The following is a 17,774-nucleotide window of genomic DNA, read 5'->3' on the forward strand; positions in this document are numbered from 1 at the left end:
ATGAGCAGGAAACTATTACTGAATATTGTGGCCGGACTGATCGGATTTGTACTAACCTTCCTTGCGAACAACGGACAGAACCTGCTGGGTACCAGCCTGATCCGGGGCCTGTACGGATTTATTATCTGGTTTGTGCTTGCTTTCTTCCTGAGATGGGTATTGGGTTTTATTATCGGAAAAGAATCCTCAGACCCGGAAGCCGGTTTGTTCGATAACGGAGAGTCTCTTGGCGGGAAGCTTGATATTAGTACACCTGAAGAGGATCAGGAGCTCAAAGACCTGCTAACCCCAAAACGGGAGGCGGTCAGTGAAGAGCCCGGGGGGTTCACGCCTTTGCAGCCTCCGAAGCTAGTCTCTATGAAAGATCCTGAAGAATTGGCCAAGGCCGTTCGTCACCTGAAAGAAGAATAAGCGAGTGCTGCGGCGAAAGTCCGTCATCTTGCGCCGCATGTTTGCCCGCTGACTAAACTTTGGGAAGGGTGAAAGCCGTTGAACGAGCGTAAAGCAACTCAGTCGGAAACAGACCTGCTTTGGGAGCAGTGGAAAGAGCACGGCGATCCTGAAGCTAAAAAAAAGCTGATTGAGAGTTATCTCCATATTGTTGATTACGTGTCCAGCCGTCTGGCAGTAGGGCTGCCCAAAAACGTCTCCAAGGACGATTTGGCCAGCAACGGTGTCATGGGACTCATTGATGCGATCGAAAAATTCGACTACAAGCGGGGGCTTCAATTCCAGACCTATGCATCGTGGCGGGTTCGGGGAGCGATCCTTGATTCTCTGCGGCAAAGTGACTGGGTTCCCAGATCCGTACGCGAAAAAGCGAAAAAAATCGAGGATGCCTACCAGCAGCTGGAGCAGAAGTATTTGAGATCGGTAAGTGACGATGAAATGAGCAAGTATCTGAATATTTCGGAAACGGAGTTTCAGACGATGCTGCAGGATGTCGCAGTAATGTCGCTCTGTTCACTCGAAGATCCTATACGTGAAGAAGAATCAGAGACACGAATGTCCATATTGGTAGATGACAAGGCCAAGAATCCGGACCGTAAAGTGAATGAGTTCTACCTGCGGGATACGCTAACCAAAGGCATCGAGAAACTAACAGTGAAAGAACGGACCGTCGTGTCCCTTTTATATTATGAGGATTTATCTTTAAGCGAGATTGCGGAAGTGATGTCACTGTCTCCTTCGCGAATCTCCCAGCTTCATTCCAAAGCTATTTTGCGGCTAAGAGGAACACTTGAGAAGAACCGGGACCTTCTAATGCAAAATGATTAACCGGGTGACGGTGACAAGGGGGAGCAGAAATTGATCGGTCAATATGTATTGAGCCAATACCTGAGCATTACTTTTTCGGAGGATAAGGGGATTGCTTACCTTCAGTTCACCAAGAAGGATGAGAATTTCACCTGTTCGGTCGAGGACCTTGAGAGCTTCCTGTCCAGTCACAATATTCGTTTCGGTATCCAGCATGATATTGTGCAGCGGATTAGCAGCAACCCGGAAGAATATTTCTGGAACCGGGTGCCGATCGCGATTGGACAGCCTGCTGTCAACGGTAAGGATGGCCGCATTGTGCTGACCGTTGATATGGAGGAGGACCGCAAGCCTCTGGAGAAAGAGGATGGCAGGGTGGATTACAAAGAGCTGGTCCGGCTGCATAATGTAAGGAAGGGCCAGCTTATTGCCAAGGTTATTCCGGCAGAGAACGGTGTGAGCGGCAGAACGGTAACCGGGGAGGAGCTTCCGTTCCGGGCAGGGAAGGAGGCTCATTTCAAGGTAGGCAAGAATGTGGTGGTGGATCAGGAAGAGACCTCCATGTATTCGGCGATTGACGGATTGGTCACGCTGACAGACAAGGGCAAAATCAATGTATTTCCGGTGTATGAAATCAATGGGGATGTGGATTACAGCACAGGCAATATTGATTTCGTGGGCACGGTGGTCATCCGCGGCAATGTGCTTACCGGCTTCACCGTCAAATCCGCAGGAGATATCCGGGTGGTCGGCGGGGTAGAGGGGGCCGAGCTGATATCGGGCGGGTCCATCGAGATTACGGGCGGCATCATCGGATATAATAAAGGCCTCGTCAGTGCCGGTAAAAATGTTAAGGTCTCGTTCATCCAGGATGGCAATGTTGTGGCCGGTGAGGATATTATCGTCTCCCAAAGCATTATGCATTCCAGCATCCGGGCTGGCCGAGATGTACTGTGTAACGGGGCCAAAGGCTTAATCGTCGGCGGAATCGTACAGGCAGGCGAGCGTGTGATCGCCCGTACCATCGGCAATACCATGTCTACAGCTACAGCGATTGAAGTGGGCGTTGTTCCCGAGCTGAGAAATGAGATCAATGAACTGCGCCAGGAGCTCCGGCAGCTTCTTGAGAATGAGGACAAGACCAATAAGGCGCTGTATCTGCTTAATCAGCTGGCGAACAATGGCCAGCTATCGCCAGATAAGGTGGCGCTTCGCGTCAAGCTTAATGCAACCAAGCAATCCCATATGCGTGATGAAAAGAGAATTAAAGAGCGTGTGCTGGAGATCGAGCGCATGCTGGAGGACACCGGCAGAGCTAGGGTTGATGTCGTCAAGACGATCTATGGAGGCTCTAAGATCGTAATCGGCAGATATACCAGGTTCGTCAAGGACCCGACGGAGCGGATATCCTTCATTTACAGTGAAGGGGATATATCCATAATACCGTATGTATAATCAGGCAGGCAGCCGAGGCGGCCTGCTATTCCTTGATTCTGTAACCAATGAGTGGAGAAGAGGGATCTTATGAGTCTGAAACCGGTGGAACTGCAAATTGCGTTGCCCCGTACCCATGATGCGGGCAAAGTTCAGAACAACCTTCAGCAGCGTCCTGCACTCGACCAGCAGCAATTGGCAGGCCAGAATATCAAGCATAGCCAGGAAATCTCGCTGCGCAGCAGTGAGGTTGACGAGTCTGCCGAATCGGCGCTGCGGGATGGCGGCAAGGGGAGCGGCTCTGGCAGTCAGCCTCATCCGCGCAAGCCGGATAAGCAGGAGAACACCCATGATGCCGAACATCCTTATAAAGGGCACCGTATAGATTTCAGTCTCTGATTGGGACAGAATAACCGCAAATGCAGTTAAGGCATCCTATGAATTAAACGCAGAAGGAGATTACACACTTGGAACCATGGGTATACATCGTGCTGGTAGGCGCAGTTGCTATTGTTTATGCCCTGCGGCTGCCGGCCAGAACGGGTAAGGAAGACTCGGAGAAGAAGAGCCTGAAGGAGACGGAGGCGGCTCTGGAGCTCTACATGGCCGATATCGAGCATGAGAACTCCGAGCTGCTGAAGCTGGTGGGCAGTATTAAGACACAGTCACAGAGCAATAAGGCGGCCCTGCAGGAAGAGATCGGTGTACTGCGGGAGCAGGTGGGCGAGCTGCAGAAGAGCCTGCTGCTGATGGATGCGCGGCTGACCGCAGAAGAGAAGGGACTGCTTCAGCTGTCAGCAACCTTCTCGCGGGAAGCCTCGTCCGGACACGCGGAGAAGCCCCAGGGCAGGGAGCAGGCTGCCGAGGCAGTGCCTCCTGTTAAGCCAAGACCCGTCAGCTCCATCAAGCTGCGGTATCCCCGGCTGTTCGAGCTGCATGAGCAAGGGAAATCAATCGATTCTATCGCCAAGACTGCCGGTCTGCAGCGGGGCGAGGTGCAGCTGATCCTGCAGCTTGCGCAGCAGGAGGAATCCGTATGATGAAGAACCGGTTCTTTATGCTGGGACTAGGGATCGGGCTGATCGCCGGCGCGCTGCTGCTGCAGCTGATGATAGCCGGACGGACGGCGCCTCTGACCAAAGAAGAGCTGATCCGGCAAGCGGCTAGCCTGAACCTGACTGTTGTAGATCCGGCAGAAGCTGCTGCAACAGCAACGCCGTCCCCGGAGGAAGCGGCCGAGGCCCAGGCTTCCGTGACGCCAGCAGCAACGCCGGCAGCTACGCCTGCTGTCCCGCCCAAGCCGGCTGCAACGCCAAGCGCCGCAGCGACACCGGGCAAGCCTTCAGCTCCTGCACAGCCGCAGAACACTGCTGAGCCTGTTACAGAGGCTCCGGCCACACCTGAAGCGCCTGTGGCTGCGGTGGACGGGGTAATCTCTCTTAAGATTCCCACTGGAATTACGCTCGCCCAGACGGCAGATCTGCTTGCGGAAGCCGGGGTTATCGAGGATAAGAACAAGTTCCTCCAGACGGCAAACAGCCGTAAGGTGAACACTATCATTCAATACGGCAGCTACAGCTTCACCAAGGGAGAGAGCATCAACTCCATTATTGACAAGCTGATTACCGTAAAAAAGTAATCGTTGCATAGGCTGTTTTAATATGATATATTAATTGACGGTGTTAAAACACACGCCGGTTGATTTCGACAAGGGGTGCTTTCTTCTGAAGAAAGTCTTGCTGAAAGATGACGCGCGGCGGAGGAGACACACAATAAACCAAACTTAGGAGGTGTGTGAAGATGGCAGTAATCTCCATGAAGCAGCTTCTCGAAGCTGGGGTACACTTCGGTCACCAGACTCGTCGTTGGAACCCAAAGATGGATCGTTATATCTTCACTGAAAGAAACGGAATTTACATTATTGACTTGCAAAAGACAGTCAAGAAGGTAGAGGAAGCTTACAACTTTGTAAAGAGCGTCGCTGGCGACAACGGCACAATCCTATTCGTAGGAACAAAGAAGCAGGCACAGGATTCCGTAAAAGAAGAAGCTGAACGTTCGGGTATGTTCTTCATTAACCAGCGTTGGCTCGGCGGTACCTTGACTAACTTCCAGACTATTCAGAAGCGTATTGACCGCCTGAAGAAATTGGAAGCTTGGGAAGAAGACGGTACCTTTGCAGTATTGCCTAAGAAAGAAGTTATCCTTCTCCGCAAAGAGAAAGATCGTCTTGAGAAATTCCTGGGCGGTATCAAGAACATGAAAGGTCTTCCAAGCGCGCTGTTCATCATTGACCCGCGTAAAGAGCGCATTGCAGTAGCAGAAGCTCGCAAATTGGGTATTCCTATCGTAGCTATCGTTGATACTAACTGCGATCCGGATGAAATTGACTACGTAATCCCAGGCAATGACGACGCAATCCGCGCCGTGAAGCTCTTGACTGGTAAGATGGCTGATGCTGTTGTTGAAGCTCATCAGGGCGAAGACACAACTACAGCTTAAGTAGTAACCGGAACATAAAACATAAACTTAAATGAAAAGGGTGGTTGGCAGGTGGATAACCTCTCACTGCCCTTTTTTTAAAATGCAAGCAAGTACCGCTTTATGCCCGCGTATGACAACGACTATGACCCTGGAGGGAATAACAATGGCAGTAGATGCAAAAGCAGTGAAGGAACTTCGTGAAAGAACAGGGGCAGGAATGCTCGATTGTAAGAAAGCGCTGGAAGAAGCAAACAACGACATCACCAAAGCAGCAGAATTGCTTCGTGAAAAAGGTCTGTCCGCAGCAGCGAACAAGGCCGGACGTATTGCTACTGAAGGTACTGTAGAATCCTATATCCACGCTGGCGGCCGTATTGGCGTTCTGGTGGAAATCAACTGCGAAACTGACTTCGTAGGCAAAACGGATTCCTTCAGAGAATTCGCGCGCGACATCGCTATGCAAATCGCAGCAGCGAACCCGCTGTATGTCCGCCGTGAAGAAGTACCTTCTGCAGACGTAGAGAAGGAAAAAGAAATTCTTAAGGCACAAGCGCTGAACGAAGGCAAGCCTGAGAAGATCGTTGAAAAAATGGTGGAAGGCCGCATCAGCAAGTTCTATGAAGAATACTGCCTGATGGAGCAATCCTTCGTTAAAGACCCGGACAAGACAATCTCCCAGCTGCTGAATGAAAAAATTAGCACGATTGGCGAGAACATCACCATCCGCCGCTTTGTTCGTTTCGAACTGGGTGAAGGTCTTGAGAAGAAAGTCGACAACTTCGTAGAAGAAGTTATGGCACAAGTAAAACAATAATAACTGCATGACATTGAATAAGAACTGAATACAGGCAAGCATCAAAAGAGCGGAACACATACAAGTAGTGTTCCGTCTTTTGTAGAAAGTGAGGGTATATAATTGGAACAACCGGTATTTAAGAGAGTAGTCCTTAAGGTAAGCGGTGAATCGCTCGCCGGACAGAATGGCTATGGCATCGATGCCGATACGATCATCTCTATTGCAGAGCAGGTCAAGGAAGTCGTGGAGCTTGGAGTTCAGGTTGCGATTGTATGCGGCGGTGGCAACATCTGGCGCGGAATCGCCGGAAGTGCAAGCGGTATTGACCGGGCAACAGCCGATTATATGGGAATGCTGGCAACAGTGATGAACTCGCTGGCATTGCAGGACGCTCTGGAGCAGATCGATGTCCCTACCCGGGTTCAGACCTCTATCGCCATGCAGCAGATTGCTGAGCCTTATATCCGCCGCCGGGCGATCCGGCATCTGGAGAAGGGCCGCGTAGTTATTTTTGCCGCAGGGACAGGGAATCCGTTCTTCTCGACAGATACTACGGCAGCGCTTAGAGCAGCCGAGATTGAAGCCGAGGTTATCCTCATGGCCAAGAATAAGGTAGACGGCGTCTACTCAGCAGATCCGTTCAAGGACAGCACAGCCGTGAAATACGAGCAGCTTACTTACATGGATATTCTGAACAAAAACCTGGGGGTTATGGATTCTACCGCTTCCTCACTCTGCATGGATAATAATATACCGCTCATTGTGTTTGCTATTACAGAGCAAGGCAATATTAAACGCGTCGTTCTCGGCGAAAAGATCGGGACGATCGTTAAAGGGAGTGTAAATTAAATGCCACAATCGGTTAAGAAGAATGCCGAAGAGCGTATGGAAAAAGCGATTCTCTCGCTGAAACGCGACTTGGCAACACTGCGGGCAGGACGCGCTTCGACGTCGCTGTTGGATCGCATCCAGGTTGAGTATTATGGTGCACCAACTCCGATCAATCAGCTGGCTAACATCAGCACACCGGATTCCCGGACCCTGCTGATCCAGCCGTGGGACAAAACTTCAATGTCAGACATCGAAAAGGCGATTATGAAATCCGACATCGGGATTACACCTGCCAATGACGGTACGATTATCCGCCTGTCGATTCCTCCGCTTACCGAAGAACGCCGCACTGAGCTGGTGAAATTCACCAAGAAGTTCGGTGAAGAAGCTAAGGTAGCGATCCGCAACATCCGCCGCGATGCCAACGATGACATCAAGAAGATGGAGAAGAACGGCATTTCAGAAGATGAATCACATGGACATCAGGAAGATATCCAGAAATCAACGGATAAGTTCATAGCTGAAGTCGACAAAGTGCTCTTGTCCAAAGAAAAAGAGATTATGGAAGTATAACGAAATTCATGAGACTTCAGGCCCCTCCGTTAATGGTGGGGTTTGTCTCTTTCTGATAAGAGCTTGGAGGAAACGGAAATGATCAAACGGATTCAAGAATGGCTGAGCCGTAAAGACAGGCAGGAGCCAGTCGAGATTTCACCGGATAATATTCCCCGGCACGTAGCGATAATTATGGATGGCAACGGGCGCTGGGCGAAACGGCGCGGTATGCCCCGGGTTGTGGGCCATCAGAACGGGATGAAGGCAGTCAAACGTGCTACGATTGCAGCGAATGACCTCGGAGTAGAATTTTTGACTCTGTACGCTTTCTCTACGGAGAACTGGACCCGGCCGAAGGATGAAGTGGATTTCCTGATGCGCCTTCCCGTAGAATTCCTGGCTATTGAACTGGATGAACTCATTGAGAAGAATGTACAGGTGCGCGTAATGGGCAACACGGAGGCTTTGCCTTCCCATACCCGCAAGGCGATGGAAGAAGCGGTCGCCCGCACACTAAGCAATACCGGACTTATACTTAATTTTGCTCTGAACTACGGCGGGCGCAAAGAGATTGAGGACTGTATGCGCGCTCTGGGCAAGGATATCCAGGCAGGAATTCTGTCACCTGAAGAGATCACTTCAGAGCTGATTGACAACAGATTGTCATCCAGCGGATTACCCGATCCTGACCTGCTCATCCGTACGAGCGGAGAGATGCGGCTCAGTAACTTTATGCTGTGGCAAATCGCCTATAGTGAATTTTGGTTTACGGATGCGTACTGGCCGGAGTTCGACAAGTCGCATCTGATGCAGGCTGTGGCTGAATATCAGCGCCGCACACGCCGTTATGGTGGATTGAAGTAGCCTGATGGGAGAGGGATTCTTTGAAGCAGCGATTGATTACCGGAATTGTTGCCGGGGCCTTGTTTTTAGGGTTATGCTATTGGGGTGGCTGGCCGTATCAGCTGATGCTGACTGCGATGGCCCTCATCGGCTATTATGAATTTGTGAAAATGACAGGTACAGCCACCTTCGGGCTGACTGCTGTATTTGGTTATGCCTCTGTAGTAGGCTTTATGATTCCTTGGGATCTCCTGGGAACGAATAAGCTATTCTCCTGGGAACAGGGGATATGGCTGGTATTGCTGCTATTCCTGCTGGTCACTGTCTTCAGTAAGAATAAGCTTGATATCAAAATCACCGCGATGATGTTCACTGGCATTGTTTACATAGGAATGGGGTTCTCGTATATGGGAATCGCCCGCGGTGCGGGAGATGGCCATGGCCTCTTCTGGACGATCCTGCTGCTGTGCTGTATATGGGGCAGTGATGCCGGAGCCTATTTTGTCGGCAGAAGCTTCGGGAAGAACAAGCTGTGGCCTGCGATCAGTCCTAACAAGACTATAGAGGGCGCGCTTGGCGGAGTATTGATTTCTGCTGTCATATCGATTGTGTTTGCTATACTGGTTCCTGATCTGCTGACTATCGGACGCGCGCTGCTGATTGGAATTGCTTGCGCTGTGCTGGGTCAGCTTGGAGATCTTGTACAATCTGCCTATAAACGGGTGTACGGTATTAAGGATTCAGGCTCACTCTTGCCGGGTCACGGTGGCATCCTGGACCGCTGCGACAGCTGGATCATCGTATTTCCTTTCGTACATATCGTAATGCTGATGCCTTACTATTAACGACAGGGAGAAGGAAAGCAACTGTGAAAAGAATTAGTATTCTCGGCTCTACGGGTTCCATCGGTACCCAGACGCTGGATGTGGTAGCTATGCATCCGGAAGCTTTTGAAGTCGATGGACTGGCGGCGGGAAGTAATACTTCACTGCTGCTGGAACAGGTCCGCCGTTTCAAGCCTCGCCGTGTATCGGTATCCACGAAGGAGCTTGCAGAGGAGATCAGATCCAGTCTGCCTGCCGGTGTAGAGCTGTATAGCGGAAGTGAAGGTCTGGTGGAGATTGCTGCCGGAGGCGATGCACAGACAGTCGTAACTGCGCTTGTAGGCAGTGTAGGACTTCAGTCTACGCTGGCGGCGATTGAAGCCGGCAGACATATTGGACTGGCTAATAAGGAGACACTGGTGACCGCCGGACATCTGGTTACAGAGCTGGCTGAACGCAAAGGCGTGAAGCTGCTTCCAGTGGACAGTGAGCATTCGGCGATTTTCCAATGCTTAAACGGGGAGAACCGTGAAGATGTGGCTTCAATTACCATTACTGCCTCGGGCGGTTCATTCCGTGATTATAAGCGTGAACAGCTTACGAATGTTACCGTAGCGGACGCACTGCGTCACCCCAATTGGAGCATGGGGGCCAAGATTACTATTGACTCGGCAACCATGGTTAACAAAGGCCTGGAGGTTATTGAAGCCCACCATTTGTTCGCCCTTCCGTATGAGCAGATTGATGTGGTGCTGCATCCGGAGAGTATCATTCACTCCTATGTGGAGTTCTGCGACAGCAGCATTATTGCTCAGCTTGGGACTCCTGATATGCGGGTTCCCATTCAATATGCGCTCACCTATCCCGACCGCTGGCCGTCTCCTGCGAAGCGTTTGTCTCTGGCTCAGGTAGCCAGCCTGACCTTCCGGGAGATGGATTATGAGCGCTATCCGGCGCTGAAGATGGCTATTGACTGCGGCATAGCGGGCGGCACATTCACAACAGCCTTCAATGCAGCCAATGAGGTCGCCGTGGCCCGCTTCCTGCGCGGTGAGATTCCCTTCCTGCGGATTGATGAGATTATTGATGAAGTGCTTCAGCGTCATCAGGGTGAGGCGAACCCCGGTCTGGAACAGATTCACAGTAGCGATATAGCTTCCCGGGAGCTTGCGGCTGTCCTGTAAAGGGATAAGAGGCCTTTGGAAACGGTGAATATGGCTGTACCCTGAAAAATAGGTGTGGACTGTTGATTCTCTTGTGCCCTGCCTTGGAATAATGATAAATTAAGAGGACATACTTCGGTCTTACACCTTAAGGGGGAATGTTGCGCTATGGAGATGGTAAGAGTTGTTTTTTTAACGGTGTTTATGTTCTTTGTTTTGGTGACTGTCCATGAATGGGGACATTATTATTTTGCCAAACGCGCCGGAATTCTTGTACGGGAATTTGCGATCGGTTTCGGTCCGAAACTGTTCTCTTATAAACGCGGTGAAACCCAGTTCACGCTCCGCCTGCTGCCCTTCGGGGGATACGCCCGTATGGCCGGCGAAGACCCGGAGATGGTTGAGATCGGCCCCGGGCAGACCATTGCTGTCCGGCTGGGCCAGGATAACAAGGTAAAGAATATCTACCTCGATTCCCTGGATACGCGCAGAAATGTTATCCGCGGCGAAGCGCAGTTCACGGATCTGGAGAATGAACTGAAGATCCGCCTTGATGTAGATGGTGAAGTGACCACCTATGATGTGAATCCGCAGGCGATGATGATCAAAGGCACCCAGCAGACGCAAATTGCGCCCAAGGACCGCCAGTTCGGCAGCAAAACCGTCGGCCAGCGCGCGATAGCGATCCTGGCGGGACCGGTGATGAACTTCATTCTGGCGTTTGTGCTATTTGCACTTCATCTGCAGATGGCCGGAATCCCGGTGGAGAATCCGACCTATGTGAAGATCGGTGACGTCAGCGTAGGAATGCCTGCACAGGAAGCAGGTCTTCAGAAGGGCGACATCGTCGTCACTGTGGACGGGCAGGCCATCGGCGGAGATTACCAGAAGATGATCAAGCTGACTTCAGCCTCCAAAGGCAAAGAAATGAACTGGACGCTGAAGCGCGGCGAAGAGACCTTGAATGTGACCATGATTCCCCGTGGAATGGAAGGGGAGCAAGGCGGCAAGGTTGGAATTACGCCGGAGCTTCCTACCCGCAAGGCCGGAGTGGGGGAGACAATTACCAAGTCCGGTACAGCGATGGTCGACACCACCAAGCTGATTTTTATCGGCTTCAAGCAGCTGATCAACAAATTTAATATGGATGATATCTCCGGGCCGGTAGGCACGTTCCAATTGACCGGGCAGATTGCCCAGCAGGGGATTCAGTATTTGACCTATTGGGCGGCTATTCTCAGCCTGTATCTAGGGATCTTCAATCTTCTGCCTATTCCTGCACTGGATGGCAGCCGGCTTGTATTCCTGGGTGTTGAGGCACTGCGCGGCAAGCCGGTGGACCCGAGCAGGGAAGGCATGGTCCACTTTGTAGGCTTTGCCCTGCTGTTCCTGGTGATGATCGCTGTTACGTATAATGATATTTTACGCCTCATAAGCGGCTGACGGATGTCATATCTTTTTTATCCCGTGATGCATTTGATTGGGCTTCATAGCTAATGTGCAATCTGAGGGGCGAATAATAGGAGGATTTCTTCACATGGCCAAAGACAAGCAGTTCGTTACAGAGATCACGCCGCAGGGCGAGGATTTCTCACGCTGGTATATCGATGTTATCAAAAAAGCGGACCTGATGGATTATTCGCCGGTCCGCGGCTGTATCGTGTTCAAACCGGACGGCTATGAAATCTGGGAGCATATCCAGGAGGAAATGAACCGCCGCCTGAAGGCGACCGGTCACCGGAACGCCTACTTCCCGCTGTTCATTCCCGAGAGCTTTTTCCAGAAGGAGAAGGAGCATGTGGAGGGCTTCAACCCGGAGCTGCCTTGGGTCACTGAGGCCGGAGGCGATGTGCTGGAAGAACGTCTGGCGATCCGCCCTACGTCCGAGACCATGTTCGGCCATATGTATTCCAAGTGGATTCAGTCTTACCGCGACCTTCCCGTGCTGATCAACCAATGGGCCAACGTGGTCCGCTGGGAGAAACGTACCCTGCCGTTCATCCGTACGACAGAATTCCTCTGGCAGGAAGGCCATACCGCGCATGAGAATGAGACGGAAGCACGCGAAGAAACGATGAAGATGCTTGATAACTACCGCGACTTCGTGGAGACCTTTCTGGCTATTCCGGTAGTGACCGGACAGAAGACGCCATCCGAGCGGTTCGCCGGTGCTGTGGATACGTATTCCATTGAAGCGATGATGAAGGATGGACGGGCTGTTCAGGCCGCTACCTCCCATTATCTGGGCACCAAGTTCGCGGTTGCTTTTGATATCCAATATCTGAACCGGGAGAATGTACTGGAACATGCACACACCACCTCGTGGGGCTCTACCACGCGTCTGATCGGTTCCCTCATCATGGTGCATGGAGACGACCGCGGACTGGCTCTGCCGCCGAAGGTAGCACCTACACAGGTCATTATGATTCCAATCGGACCGCCTAAGACCCGCGAAGCAGTCATCGGACGTACCGACGAACTGTTTGGTGAGCTTAAGAGCGCCGGAATCCGTGTGCGTGTTGATGACCGTGCGGATGTAACCCCGGGCTGGAAGTTCAATGAATATGAAATGCGCGGCGTCCCTGTCCGTCTGGAGCTTGGACCGCGTGATATGGAGAATGGCGTCTGCGTGCTCGTATCCCGGATCAGCGGCGAGAAGAAGGTCATTCAGCAGGAGAACCTGGTTGAAGAAGTGAATGCCATGCTTGCGCAGGTCCACCAGGAAATGTACGAGCGGGCACTGAAATTCCGTGAGGATCATTTCTATTCCGTAGACACTCTTGAGCAGATGAAGGATTCCATGGAGGAGAAACGCGGCTTTGCGCTTGCAGGCTGGTGCGGCTCTGAGGAATGTGAGGATAAGGTCAAGGAAGAGACCGGCGCAGGCAGCCGTAATATTCCGTTCCACCCGTCAGAAACGAAAGAGACCTGTATTTGCTGCGGCAAGCCTGCTAAGCATACGGTTGTATTTGCCAAAGCATATTAATCGGTAACGTTATATTTGTTCATTTATTATATCAGCTTCTGGCGAGAGGAGTCGGCGGGCCGCAAGTACCCAATGCTTTTTAAGCCGGAGGCTTTTTCTTACAATAGAGTATTAGAATGACGTCGAAGTCTTACGCCAATTATTGCCGAGTTAGGTGGGGAATGCATGGAGCAGAACGTGGAGAGAAGAAAGAGATTTGAGCTGTTGATGAAGCAGGGGGAGATTCCGCCTGCCATGATTGATCCTTATTTTGTAGACGGACAGATTGAACGGGTGGAGATTAGCCGCGGCAACCATGACTGGCATATCGTGATTGCGAAGACAACCCTGATTCCCGCCCAGACCTACCGGGCATTTATCCTTAGAATGCGTGAGAAGCTGCAGCATATTGCCAAGGTCAGCTTCTTGTTCCTATATGATGATACTGTAAGCAGAGCCGATATTGTGCAGGAGTACTGGGGCATGTTCCTGGAGTGGGTCCAGCGTGAGATTCCGTCCGTCAACGGTTGGCTGACGCGCTCCAGCCAGGAGCTGCAGGACGGTACGCTCATCCTTAGCCTGAACGATTCGATGTCGCTCGAACTGGCCCGCAAAAAGGGTATCGAAGCCGCCATTATTAAATATTATGATAAATACTTCGCGCTCCCGCTCAAGGTCAAGCTGCAGATGTCCGAGGATGAGACCAAGAACAAAGCGGATGCCTATGAGGAATTCCAGCAGAAGCTCCAGCAGGAGCAGCGTGAGCTGGTAGAGCTGATGATGATGAACAGTGAGCCGGACGAGCCTGAAGAAGCCGGGGACCCGGGCGAGGTCATTAAGCTTCAGATCGGGAATGACATTAAGGAGCAGGCCGTTTCCATTCTGGAGATTCAGGATGAAGAGAAGAAGATTACGATCCAGGGGACGATCTTCGGGCTGGACAGCAAGGAGCTGCGTAACGGGAATACACTGTTCACCTTCTGCATCACAGACTTTACGGATTCCCTGCAGATGAAGATGTTCGCCAAAACCAAGGAAGAGCTGAAGATCATGGGCCAGCTTGCTAACGGCAAATGGGTCCGTGCGCGCGGCAAAGTGGAGTATGACCGGTTCATGCAGATTCCCGAGCTGGTGATGATTCCTTCGGATCTGACCGAGGTGTCGGCGCCGCCTGCCCGTAAAGACAATGCCAAGGAGAAGCGCGTGGAGTTCCACCTGCATACGACTATGAGCACGATGGATGCGGTAGCACCGATTGATGCCTATGTCAAAACAGCTGCGAAATGGGGCCACCCGGCACTTGCAGTTACCGACCACGGCAATGTTCAGAGCTTCCCGGATGCGAATCATGCCTCCCATAAGCATAAGCTCAAGATGCTCTACGGTGTGGAGGCCAATGTCGTCAATGACGCGGTCAATATCGTGGAGAATGCACAGCCGCTGGAGCTCAAGACCGCAACCTATGTCGTCTTCGACATCGAGACCACGGGGCTGTCCATCACACGCAATAACATCACGGAGCTTGCGGCGATCAAGATGTGCGAAGGCAAGGAGCTGGACCGCTACACCACCTTCGTCAATCCGCATGAGAAAATCCCCTACCACATCCAGCAGCTGACGAACATTACGGATGAAATGGTCAAGGATGCCCCGGATCTCGCGCCGGTACTGGAGGAGTTCGTGGAGTTTGTAGGAGATAGCATTCTCGTTGCGCACAATGCGCGGTTCGATATGGGCTTCATTCAAGCTTCTCTGAAGAAGCTCGGGCAGCCGGAGCTGCCGAATCCTTCACTGGATACGCTGGAGCTGGCGCGTCTGCTCTTCCCCAAAATGAAGAACCACCGGCTCAATACGCTTGCTGACAAGTACAAGGTACTGCTGGAGAGCCATCACCGTGCGGTGGATGATACGATAGCACTGGGCGGGATTCTGAACGGTCTCTTGGCCGATGCGGAGAAGATGAAGGGGATGACCCGGCTGGACCGGCTGAATGACTATGTAGGCAATGACCTGTCGAATGTGCGGCCGTTTCACTGCGGCATCTATGCACTGAATCCCATCGGCAAAAAGAACCTCTACAAGCTGATCTCCATGTCGCATACCGAGTACTACAAGCGGGTGCCCTGCATTCCCAAATCGAAGCTCGAAGAGCATCGTGACGGACTGCTTGTCATATCCGGCTGTGAGCGGGGCGAGTTCTTCGAGGCTGTACTGAACAAGACCGTGGAAGAGGCGATTGAGGTTGCCCAGTTCTATGATGTGCTGGAAATCCAGCCGCTGACCATGTACATGCATCTGGTGGATAAAGGGTTCGTAGCGAGTCCGGAGGACCTGCGGGGAGTTGTACGCAAAATCTGTGAGATTGGCGAGCAGATAAACAAGCCGGTGATAGCCACTGGGAATGTGCACTATCTGGAGCCGCGCGATAAGCTGTTCCGCGATATTACGATCCACGGGATTACCGGATTCAGTCCGCTGAAGGACCAGAACAAGCCGGATGCCCACTTCCGCACAACCGATGAGATGCTGGCCGAGTTCGAATATCTGGGTGCAGCCAAAGCGAAGGAAGTCGTGGTCACGAATACTGTTGAGCTGGCTGAGCGGTTCGAGGAATACGATCTGTTCCCAAGCGATCTCTTCACGCCTATTATTGAAGGGGCGGATGATGAGATCCGCAATACCTGCTATGACACAGCCAAATCGATCTACGGCGAGGAGCTGCCTGAAGTGGTGGTTGCCCGTCTGGAGAAGGAGCTGGCCCCGATTATTAAATACGGGTTCTCCGCCAACTATCTGATCTCGGAACGGCTGGTCAAAAAGTCGAACCAGGACGGTTATCTCGTCGGCTCCCGTGGATCGGTAGGTTCATCTGTGGTGGCTACCTTCCTCGGTATCTCGGAGGTTAATCCGCTTCCGGCTCACTATATTTGCACCAATCCCGAATGCCGGCACAGTGAATGGTTCCTGGACGGAAGTGTGCCGAGCGGCTTTGACTTGCCGGATAAGGACTGCCCGGATTGCGGCGGCAAGCTTAAGGGAGAAGGCCAGGATATTCCGTTTGAGACCTTCCTGGGCTTCAAAGGGGACAAGGTTCCCGATATCGACCTTAACTTCTCCGGGGAGTATCAGCCGAACGCCCATAATTTTACCAAAACAATGTTCGGTCCGGACAATGTATTCCGCGCGGGAACTATCGGTACAGTGGCGGAGAAGACTGCCTTCGGCTTCACCAAGAAATATGAGGAGCATCACCAGAAGCGCTGGCGCGGTGCGGAGGTCGGACGGCTTGCCGCCGGCTGTACCGGTGTGAAGCGCAGTACAGGGCAGCATCCCGGCGGTATCGTTGTTTTGCCGGACTACATGGAGATCGAAGATATCACTCCGGTGCAGTTCCCGGCGGATGATGTTACAGCCGAGTGGAAGACCACCCATTTCGACTATCACGCCTTCGATGCCAACCTGCTGAAGCTCGATATTCTCGGCCACGATGATCCGACGATGATGCGGATGCTGCAGGATCTGACTGGCGTCGACCCGACGACCATTCCAATGAATGATCCGAAGGTGATGAGTATGTTCAACTCTACGGATGCGCTCGGGGTAAGGCCGGATCAGATCCGCACCCCGGTAGCCACTTACGGAGTGCCGGAGATGGGGACGAAGTTCGTCCGCCAGATGCTTGTCGAAGCCAAGCCGTCCAGCTTTGCCGATCTGCTGCAGATTTCGGGGCTGTCCCATGGAACCGGCGTGTGGCTGGGAAATGCCCAGGAGCTGATCAAGAACAACACCTGCAACATTAAGACGGTAATCGGCTGCCGTGATGATATTATGCTCTATCTGATCTATAAGGCGGGTATGGATGCCAGTCTGGCCTTCAAAATTACGGAGAGCGTGCGTAAAGGGAAGGGCTTGCCGCCGGAGTGGATTGACGAGATGAAGAATTGCAAGGTGCCGCAGTGGTACATTGATTCCTGTCTCAAAATCCAGTACATGTTCCCGAAGGCCCATGCCGCGGCTTATGTTATTTCAGCGGTGCGGACAGCCTTCTTCAAGCTGTATCATCCGATAGAATACTATGCGACTTACTTCTCGGTCCGCGCGGCGGATTTCGATATCGAGCTGTGCTGCAAAGGCTACGAAGCCATTGCGCGCCAGCTGGTAGAGATCGAAGCCAAGGGCTTCCAGGCGCTGCCTAAGGAAAAAGCCATGCTTCCGGTCCTGGAGATGGCCCTGGAGATGACCGCACGCGGCTTCACCTTCAAGAACATTGATCTGTACCGCTCGGACGCTACCAAATTTACGGTAGACGGTACCAGCCTGATTCCTCCATTCTCCTCGCTTGCGGGAATCGGGGATAATGCTGCGATTAATATCGCCGCTGCCAAGGACGCAGGAGAATTCCTCTCCATTGAGGATTTCCAGCAGAAATCCAAGGCCAGTAAAACGGTGATTGAGCTGCTCACGGGAATGGGCTGCTTCCGGGGATTGCCGGAGAGTAACCAGCTTTCACTGTTCTGACAACCGGCTTAAGTGATAGCATATATAGTCCTTTAAAAAGGGGAGTCAAGGGCTGGTACTTGTCAGTGCTGCCTCACTATGGTATAATTTTTTTGGTAATAATG

At 52.2% G+C, this 17,774-nt stretch carries 16 protein-coding genes; all 16 read left to right on the forward strand.

Features of this window, described 5'->3' with window-relative positions; genetic code table 11:
- The gene (locus tag NSS64_RS09890; protein WP_340993283.1) at positions 1–411 is read left to right on the forward strand and encodes a hypothetical protein; all 411 of its coding nucleotides are present in this window, start codon (positions 1–3) and stop codon (positions 409–411) included.
- Positions 412–489: 78 nt separating this feature from the next.
- On the forward strand, positions 490–1,278 hold the full coding sequence (locus tag NSS64_RS09895; RefSeq protein ID WP_339310136.1) for a FliA/WhiG family RNA polymerase sigma factor: 789 nt from the start codon (positions 490–492) through the stop codon (positions 1,276–1,278).
- A gap of 30 nt (positions 1,279–1,308) precedes the next feature.
- Entirely contained in the window at positions 1,309–2,712 is a 1,404-nt protein-coding gene (locus NSS64_RS09900; RefSeq protein WP_341139986.1) for a DUF342 domain-containing protein, read from the forward strand.
- Positions 2,713–2,781: 69 nt separating this feature from the next.
- The gene (locus NSS64_RS09905) at positions 2,782–3,090 is read left to right on the forward strand and encodes a hypothetical protein (protein ID WP_341139987.1); all 309 of its coding nucleotides are present in this window, start codon (positions 2,782–2,784) and stop codon (positions 3,088–3,090) included.
- A gap of 68 nt (positions 3,091–3,158) precedes the next feature.
- Positions 3,159–3,731: a hypothetical protein gene (locus NSS64_RS09910; RefSeq protein WP_339310133.1), complete on the forward strand. Its 573-nt coding sequence runs from the start codon at positions 3,159–3,161 to the stop codon at positions 3,729–3,731.
- On the forward strand, positions 3,728–4,330 hold the full coding sequence (locus NSS64_RS09915) for a hypothetical protein (RefSeq protein WP_340993279.1): 603 nt from the start codon (positions 3,728–3,730) through the stop codon (positions 4,328–4,330). Before NSS64_RS09910 ends, NSS64_RS09915 begins: the two co-directional genes overlap by 4 nt.
- 161 nt (positions 4,331–4,491) lie before the next feature.
- A complete protein-coding gene (gene rpsB / locus NSS64_RS09920; RefSeq protein WP_036692565.1) occupies positions 4,492–5,193 on the forward strand; it encodes a 30S ribosomal protein S2 in 702 nt (233 codons plus the stop codon).
- Positions 5,194–5,338: 145 nt separating this feature from the next.
- On the forward strand, positions 5,339–5,989 hold the full coding sequence (gene tsf, locus NSS64_RS09925) for a translation elongation factor Ts (protein WP_036724710.1): 651 nt from the start codon (positions 5,339–5,341) through the stop codon (positions 5,987–5,989).
- Between the two features lie 102 nt (positions 5,990–6,091).
- Complete coding sequence (pyrH, locus tag NSS64_RS09930; RefSeq protein ID WP_036692582.1) at positions 6,092–6,820, forward strand: UMP kinase; 729 nt, start codon at positions 6,092–6,094, stop codon at positions 6,818–6,820.
- Positions 6,821–7,375: a ribosome recycling factor gene (gene frr, locus NSS64_RS09935; protein ID WP_036724711.1), complete on the forward strand. Its 555-nt coding sequence runs from the start codon at positions 6,821–6,823 to the stop codon at positions 7,373–7,375.
- A gap of 78 nt (positions 7,376–7,453) precedes the next feature.
- Positions 7,454–8,221: an isoprenyl transferase gene (locus tag NSS64_RS09940; protein ID WP_340940097.1), complete on the forward strand. Its 768-nt coding sequence runs from the start codon at positions 7,454–7,456 to the stop codon at positions 8,219–8,221.
- Between the two features lie 20 nt (positions 8,222–8,241).
- A complete protein-coding gene (locus NSS64_RS09945) occupies positions 8,242–9,045 on the forward strand; it encodes a phosphatidate cytidylyltransferase (protein WP_076078640.1) in 804 nt (267 codons plus the stop codon).
- A gap of 23 nt (positions 9,046–9,068) precedes the next feature.
- Entirely contained in the window at positions 9,069–10,208 is a 1,140-nt protein-coding gene (locus tag NSS64_RS09950) for a 1-deoxy-D-xylulose-5-phosphate reductoisomerase (protein ID WP_341139988.1), read from the forward strand.
- A gap of 147 nt (positions 10,209–10,355) precedes the next feature.
- Complete coding sequence (rseP, locus tag NSS64_RS09955) at positions 10,356–11,630, forward strand: RIP metalloprotease RseP (RefSeq protein WP_076078643.1); 1,275 nt, start codon at positions 10,356–10,358, stop codon at positions 11,628–11,630.
- A 94-nt stretch (positions 11,631–11,724) separates the two neighbouring features.
- A complete protein-coding gene (gene proS / locus NSS64_RS09960; protein ID WP_341139989.1) occupies positions 11,725–13,173 on the forward strand; it encodes a proline--tRNA ligase in 1,449 nt (482 codons plus the stop codon).
- 165 nt (positions 13,174–13,338) lie between these two features.
- On the forward strand, positions 13,339–17,670 hold the full coding sequence (locus NSS64_RS09965; RefSeq protein ID WP_341139990.1) for a PolC-type DNA polymerase III: 4,332 nt from the start codon (positions 13,339–13,341) through the stop codon (positions 17,668–17,670).
- Positions 17,671–17,774 lie beyond the last annotated feature (104 nt).

The sequence above is a fragment of the Paenibacillus sp. FSL H8-0122 genome (assembly GCF_038005345.1).
GTDB lineage: Bacteria > Bacillota > Bacilli > Paenibacillales > Paenibacillaceae > Paenibacillus_AQ.

Coding starts and splice junctions, on each gene's coding strand:
- frr (WP_036724711.1), top strand. CDS start 6,821: ATGCCACAATCGGTTAAGAAGAATGCCGAAGAGCGTATGGAAAAAGCG.
- rseP (WP_076078643.1), top strand. CDS start 10,356: ATGGAGATGGTAAGAGTTGTTTTTTTAACGGTGTTTATGTTCTTTGTT.
- rpsB (WP_036692565.1), top strand. CDS start 4,492: ATGGCAGTAATCTCCATGAAGCAGCTTCTCGAAGCTGGGGTACACTTC.
- NSS64_RS09915 (WP_340993279.1), top strand. CDS start 3,728: ATGATGAAGAACCGGTTCTTTATGCTGGGACTAGGGATCGGGCTGATC.
- NSS64_RS09905 (WP_341139987.1), top strand. CDS start 2,782: ATGAGTCTGAAACCGGTGGAACTGCAAATTGCGTTGCCCCGTACCCAT.
- NSS64_RS09965 (WP_341139990.1), top strand. CDS start 13,339: ATGGAGCAGAACGTGGAGAGAAGAAAGAGATTTGAGCTGTTGATGAAG.
- proS (WP_341139989.1), top strand. CDS start 11,725: ATGGCCAAAGACAAGCAGTTCGTTACAGAGATCACGCCGCAGGGCGAG.
- tsf (WP_036724710.1), top strand. CDS start 5,339: ATGGCAGTAGATGCAAAAGCAGTGAAGGAACTTCGTGAAAGAACAGGG.
- NSS64_RS09890 (WP_340993283.1), top strand. CDS start 1: ATGAGCAGGAAACTATTACTGAATATTGTGGCCGGACTGATCGGATTT.
- NSS64_RS09940 (WP_340940097.1), top strand. CDS start 7,454: ATGATCAAACGGATTCAAGAATGGCTGAGCCGTAAAGACAGGCAGGAG.